This is a genomic window from Dyadobacter sp. LHD-138 (assembly GCF_030929615.1).
Classification (GTDB): Bacteria; Bacteroidota; Bacteroidia; order Cytophagales; family Spirosomataceae; genus Dyadobacter.
Genome location: NZ_JAVFVU010000021.1, coordinates 170,068 through 176,821 on the forward strand (window position 1 = coordinate 170,068; position 6,754 = coordinate 176,821).

Below are 6,754 nucleotides of genomic sequence, written 5' to 3' on the forward strand. Positions count from 1 at the left end.
TGCGCAGATTCACAATTTATCAAACTATAAATCAATCACTTAACTAGCCAATTTTAGTCAAAAAAGCCTTAATTGTATCTCTGTACCCACGCGTCCATTTCACTTTGTGGCCGCCCGTCAGATGAACGATATACTCGCCGTTAAAATAGGTTTCGAGTTCTGCGATGCAATTGATATTGATAATATTGGACCGGCTGACACGTATCATTAGCGTAGGATCCAGGCGGTTTTCCAGGCTCGTCAGGCTTTCATAAATCGTATACGTTTTCGAAGCGGTGAATAACGAAATATAATTTCCGTCCGCGCCAAAATGGGTAATATCCTCCACTTTTACAAGATACATCCGCCCGGCTTCCTTGACCAGGATCCGCTGCAAATAATTACCTCCTTTTTCTTCCTTCTGCTCTAATAATAACCGGTTGACAAGTTCTTCAATACGCGGCTGCGCCTGTTGACTTAACCGCTCTTTCAAACGTCCCAGCGACTGGTGAAAACGGATTTCATCGAAAGGTTTTAGTAAATAATCAATCGCATTGACCTCAAATGCACGCAACGCATACTGATCGTAAGCGGTCGTAAAAACCACGAAAGGCTGATGGTGCGGCCACACTTCCTTTAAAACCTCGAAACCGTCAAGCTCCGGCATCTGAATATCGAGAAATATAATATCGGGTTTGTGCTGCAATATTTTTATCACGGCTTCCGTACCATTTGCAGCCTCATCCACCACGCGAATGGAAGTGTCTCCCGTCAGAAACGTCCGAATCACGTCCCTTGCCAATATCTCATCATCTATAATAAGGCAGCAATATGTCATTGTCTTCCTGAATTTTGGTTTTTGTTTGTGTATGAAAAAATAATGTTACAACCGTTCCACCCTGCGGCGGGTACGAACAGATCAGACTTGCATCCTCGCCATAGGCCTGTTGCAGACGCAGCAAAGTGTTTTTCAGGCCAAGTCCCATGCCGGTCGACGCCTTCCGTTGTTTCTGCCCAATACCATTATCGATTACTTCCAGTTGCAGATGGTCTCCGACAATTTTGCTCGTAATCCGGATCAGCGCGTCCGTCGTCAGGTCTGAAATTCCGTGTGTAAATGAATTTTCGACCAGCGGTTGCAGAATCAATTGCGGAACCGGGCATAACTCCGTGGCGGGATCAATATCGTATTCAACTTTGAGTCTGTCCTGAAACCGGATCTGTTGAATACCCAGGTATTGCTGGGTCAGCCGCAGCTCTTCCTGCAAAGGAATAAAATCCGCTTTTTGGTTAACCAACACGGCCCTGAGCAGGTCACTTAAAGTGGTAATCATCAGCGTGGCTTTTCTGATGTCATTTTTAATCATCAGACTGACGACAGCATGGAGGGTATTGAAAAGGAAATGCGGGTTAAGCTGCATTTTCAATGATTGAAGCTGAGCCGTCGCGAGCTGCCCTCGGAGCTGTTCATTGGTTAACTCAGTTTTAAAATGCTGCTGCCTGAGTGCCTGGTAGCGGTAGATATAAGACACCTTATTAAACCCCACAACCAGCAGCATGTACTGCCCAAACGCGGCAGGGTACGCCATGAAAAGTGAAAAAATATAACTTTCCGCAGACACGAACTTACCCACCAACCGAAACATGATCGGATTGGTGATGAAATAATGGAAGATATTTAAGAAAGTGATCAGAAACGTGACAATAAATAAATGCAAAAGGATCTGGCGAAACAGCCGTTTGGTCCGGTCTTTGAAAACAATGGGGATTTTTAAAGAAGCATAAAGAATCAGCGGCGTTGTACTCCACCAGAACAGACCATCCAGAAGCCAGATAAAAGTCTCGTAATAGCGCATGGTCAAACCATCCCGAAGCAGCCACAGCATCGTAAGCTGCCCGAAAGTGATCACGGCAAAAATGCTCCAGTAACAAAAAGCATATTTCCAGAACTGACCAACGGTAAGCGGCAACCGGGACTGGTTAAGTAATCGTTGAACAAAGTGCATACACAGCACGGTTAGGGTGTCTTTTAATTTTACTTAAAGTTTTAAAATTTATCCCGTACGACCAATTAAAAATGGTTGAAGGAGAATAAATTAGATTTTAAAACAAAACTAAAATCCGGCTGATATTTACTTGATAAAATTTATCCAAACTGCCCTGATTATTATTTAAAACACTTTTCAGGGCCAAAAACCAGATCATGTCTTATCAATTGATCATTTTTACATCGTAAATGAACCGGCTGTCACAATCTGTTGTCTTATTTACAGCATTACCTGTTACTTTTGCCAGCGAAATTTCATGGTTTCCGTCAGTTTAATAGCAATAAAGTAATATACCGGACTAGAATCCGGCCAGGTTTACAATTAGTCCTCTGATAAAATGAAGCGAATAAAGTGGTTAATCCTGGCATTAATCATCCAATTATATTTCCCAACGGGTGTAATAGCGGTAGACAAAGAAAAGAAAGAAGGCCCAAGCGGATTTTTCCTGACCGAAAACCGCAAACATGACCGCATTCCGTTTAAATTCCGTTCAAACCTGATCATTGTCCCGATACAAATCAACGGCTCGGATACCCTGAATTTCATCCTCGATACGGGTGTGGCCCATACCATTATTCTCGATCCGACGACACTGGATAAAAGCAAACTTGATCTAAAACGCAGGCTGATGATCGGGGGCATGGGCGAAGGCAAAATGATCAGCGCGCACACGGCTATTGGAAATTCGCTGTCGATGCAGCACATGCAGGTCAACCAGCACAACATGCTGATTCTGGACGAGCCATTAACCATGCTGTCAGCTTATGCCGGGATGCCTGTTCATGGCATTATCGGTTATGAAATTTTTGACAGTTTTGTTGTGACACTGGATTTTGACAGAAAAGAATTAACGCTGACTACTCCGTCAAAATATCAGTACAACGCGAAAAAAGGCGATAAGCTACCCATTTTGATACACAATACAAAACCTTACCTGGGGGCCGACACCAGAATTTCCGGGAAAGACTATAATGGTCTGCGGTATATGATCGATACCGGTGCAGGAAATGCATTGCTGATTGACCATTCCTCTAAAAAGGAAATTCCGATGCCCACACCGGTTATTCAGTCCCGGGAAGGGCTTGGACTTAATGGCGCGGTGAAAGGGAGCATGGGCAGGATTGATGGGATAAAATTGGGCACTTATGATCTAAAAAATGTGCTGGCCTCCTTTCCTGACAGCCTGGCTTTTGGGCTAAAAATGGCGGACCGTGACGACCGGCAGGGAAGTATAGGCTGTGAATTATTGCGCCGTTTTAAGGTCACGTTCAACTATCGGCGGCATTATATGGTGATCAAACCTGTGAAAAGCCGACTGAAAGAGCGTTTTGAATACAACATGAGCGGACTTGACATCCTGGCCGCCGGAGAAAACCTGGATACTTATTTCATCGACCATGTCAACGAAAACTCTCCGGGCGCCAAAGCAGGCCTGAAAAAAGGTGATCAGATCCTTTACATTGACGGCACTTCTGTGAAAGACATGAATATCAGCGAAGTATACCAGCTGATGAAAAAAGGTAATGGAAAAAGTCTTGACGTGATGGTGATACGGGACAAAAAGAGCTTCTTCGCAATGCTTAAACTTCAACGGATCATCTGATTGTTTTAAAAAATTAATTAGCTTGGGCTTTGATCATTGACTTTGATCCCGTAACACATCAAACCTGACTAAAATGATTTTAAAAAACATGCGATCACACACTTTGAACCGGGGTTATCTATTCATTTTCCTTTGCGCGCTGCTGGCGTCGTGTGGGCAAAAAGAGAAAAAACTGCCGGAGGTTGCGGTGCGAGATACGACCATTACGGTTGAGAATTCCTTCACAGAATTGTTTGTGGACAGCATAACCTTAAACCGTTTTGTGAAAACAACGGAGAATGACAGCATCGCCAACCAGATCCAGAGTTTTTACAATCACAGAAACTATCAGTTCGCCTGGTTTTTTCCTGACGGACTTGCCGATTTTGTCCCAACGTTTCTGGGTTTGCAAAATGACTACATCCATTATTCCGGCGACAGCTCATTATACAACGCAGCGCTGGTTTCCAGAATCGATTCTTTGAAACTGCTAAAAAAAATAAACCCGAAAGACACGTCGGTCGTCAATACCGAACTCCTGCTAACGGAGCAGTTTTTCAAATACGCAAGCCGGGCTTACTCCGGAGATCACCGCATTAATATTCAGGAACTCAACTGGTACATTCCACGTAAAAAAATCAATACCGAGGCCTTTCTCGACTCCCTTTTAAAGCATAAGGCACAAAATTTATCTGCGTACGAGCCGGTTAACCGCCAATATAATTTGCTGAAAGAAAACCTGCTTAATTATTATCAGATCAGAAAAGACCAGACCTGGGATTCGCTTGTACCGGATAAGAAAAAATTTAAAGAGGGAGACAGTTACGATATCATTCCGGAGATTAAACAGCGGCTTTTTGCCCTGGGCGACTTGCCGGAAGCCGACACGACCGACTTGCTGGACACGGCGTTAACCCAAGCCGTGAAACGTTTTCAAACCCGTTTTGGACTCAAACAGGACGGACAGATCGGTCCTGCTTTTTTCCGTGAAATCAACGTACCAATTCAGGAACGTATTCAACAGATACTGATCAATATGGAGCGTATCCGCTGGGTGCCCGCTACGCCGACAACGGATTATTTGCTGGTCAATATCCCGGAATACAAACTGCATGTTTATGAGGATGGGAACCTGTCTTTCAGCATGAACGTGGTGGTAGGTTCTGAAGCGCATAACACCGTCATATTTTCCGGAACGCTTAACCAGGTCGTGTTCAGTCCTTACTGGAACGTACCGCCGAGCATATTGAAAAACGAAATTTTACCAGGCATCAAACGCCGTCCGAATTATCTTGCCAAACACAACATGGAATGGAACGGTAATGCAGTCAGGCAAAAACCCGGGCCTAAAAATTCACTCGGACTGGTCAAGTTCCTTTTCCCAAACAGTTATAACATTTATCTGCACGATACGCCTTCCAAAAATCTTTTTGGCGAGTCCAGCAGGGCATTTAGTCATGGCTGTATCCGCCTTTCAGAACCAAAAAGACTGGCTGAGTTCCTGCTCAGGAAAGACAGCACATGGACAGAACAAAAGATAACTGACGCAATGAATCTGGGGAAAGAGAAATATGTGCGTCTGCGTGGAAAGGCTGAGATACCCGTGTTCATTGGCTACTTCACGGCCTGGATCGATCAGAATGGCTTGCTGAATTTCAGGAAAGATATTTATGGCCACGATAAAAAAATGGCCGAAAGACTGTTCAGTAACGGCACTGAGGTTATCGCTTTAAAGAATTAAGCGAATATAAAGAAACCGGCCAAAAGCCGGTTTCTTTATATATCCCAATAAGTTCGAAACTTGAAAAAGTTACAAACCGATTTGTAACACATTATATTTTTCAGCGACACCGTTTGTCAATACTTCCTGAACCGTCGCGGCATTTCCCGAAAATGGTCCGGAAGATTCTATGTTCAATGTGGCCATGGCAGCGCCATATTCTCCCGACTCCTGAATATCTCCTCCTTTTATTTTTTTAGTCAGATAACCCGCCATGTACGTATCTCCACAGCCTGTCGCATCCACGATGGCCGAAGGTTTGTAGGCGGGGATTTCATGAAATAAACCATCTTTAAAGATCAGAGAACCACGGCTACCCAAGGTAATGATTACCTCCTGAACACCCAGATCGGCCAGATAACGCGCACCTTGCTGCACATCTGACCAGCCTGTTACCACTTCCATTTCATGCTCATTGGCCTTCAAAATAGACACATAAGGTAATGCTTCTTTTTTGTCAGCCCAATCATGGTAAATTACCTTTTTGTTTTCAACAGAACGAAGAAGTCCCTGAATATCAAGAGAAATCATTCCTTTTAACGAAAGAAATCGAATCAGATCCACCGAGATATCATCCGATAATAATGGACCGATATGATAAATTTTGGCATCCACCGCCGGCATCACCGAAATCCCGAAAGGTGCCGCTTTTTGCAAAACATTTTGCTCGCGGTAATCCTGGTTTTCGCTGTAAATATTTTCAAAATAAACGGAGTGTTCACTGGGAAGCGTATGAACCGTAATGCCATCAGCGCTTAGGTTATTGACAACGTCCATTTCACTTTGTGCTAACGCCGTGACCAGCACATAGTTAATATCAAATTGTTGAATCGCCTTCGAAAAGTAAAATGAAGTACCACCCGGCATGTGTTTCACAGACTTGGTCGTTACTACTTTATCCAGCGTTATATGACCTATCGTACAGATATCGTACATGATTCTAGAAATAATCGATGTTAACAAATTTATTTTATAACAGATTAAAAAATCAATGCCAGGTCCCATGTTAACCCAACTTTTCTTTTCTGTTATCTCTGTATTACGGCCCGGCCGCAACTACATCTTAAGCCAACAACATTGGATTTGTTATAGTTCTTGAAATTGTTCAAATCCGTTGTCAAGCGGCTATTTTTTTATAAAATTTGTTTTAGGATTATTCTCATGAAACGAAAGAGGGCGTCTCAAATTCGAATTGAGGCGCCCTCTTTGTTTTGTATAGGCTTTCGTGATGTTTTATCTTTTTTATGCTTCTATCAAAAGCTCAGAGCGTTATCAGATTGAATTATGTAATAACAAGCCCTTCTAAGCAGCTTTTTTTCTAATATTCTGTGCTATTGCAAGCAATCCCCATTCAATTTCGACTTT

At 43.3% G+C, this 6,754-nt stretch carries 5 protein-coding genes; 2 read left to right on the plus strand and 3 right to left on the minus strand.

The window, feature by feature from the left end:
• Positions 1–43 precede the first annotated feature (43 nt).
• Both RB622_RS17105 and RB622_RS17110 read right to left on the minus strand, forming a co-directional pair.
• On the minus strand, positions 44–817 hold the full coding sequence (locus RB622_RS17105) for a LytTR family DNA-binding domain-containing protein (RefSeq protein WP_308047797.1): 774 nt from the start codon (positions 815–817) through the stop codon (positions 44–46).
• Positions 789–1,985: a histidine kinase gene (locus RB622_RS17110; RefSeq protein ID WP_308047798.1), complete on the minus strand. Its 1,197-nt coding sequence runs from the start codon at positions 1,983–1,985 to the stop codon at positions 789–791. Before RB622_RS17110 ends, RB622_RS17105 begins: the two co-directional genes overlap by 29 nt.
• 379 nt (positions 1,986–2,364) lie before the next feature.
• Here RB622_RS17110 and RB622_RS17115 point away from each other — a divergent pair, with 379 nt between their 5' ends.
• Together RB622_RS17115 and RB622_RS17120 are read left to right on the plus strand one after the other, a co-directional pair.
• A complete protein-coding gene (locus RB622_RS17115; RefSeq protein ID WP_308047799.1) occupies positions 2,365–3,630 on the plus strand; it encodes an aspartyl protease family protein in 1,266 nt (421 codons plus the stop codon).
• Positions 3,631–3,718: 88 nt separating this feature from the next.
• Positions 3,719–5,350, plus strand: a complete 1,632-nt coding sequence (locus RB622_RS17120; protein WP_308047800.1) for a L,D-transpeptidase family protein — start codon at positions 3,719–3,721, stop codon at positions 5,348–5,350.
• Positions 5,351–5,419: 69 nt separating this feature from the next.
• Here RB622_RS17120 and RB622_RS17125 read toward each other — a convergent pair whose 3' ends face one another.
• The gene (locus RB622_RS17125) at positions 5,420–6,325 is read right to left on the minus strand and encodes a PfkB family carbohydrate kinase (protein ID WP_308047801.1); all 906 of its coding nucleotides are present in this window, start codon (positions 6,323–6,325) and stop codon (positions 5,420–5,422) included.
• Positions 6,326–6,754: the final 429 nt, after the last annotated feature.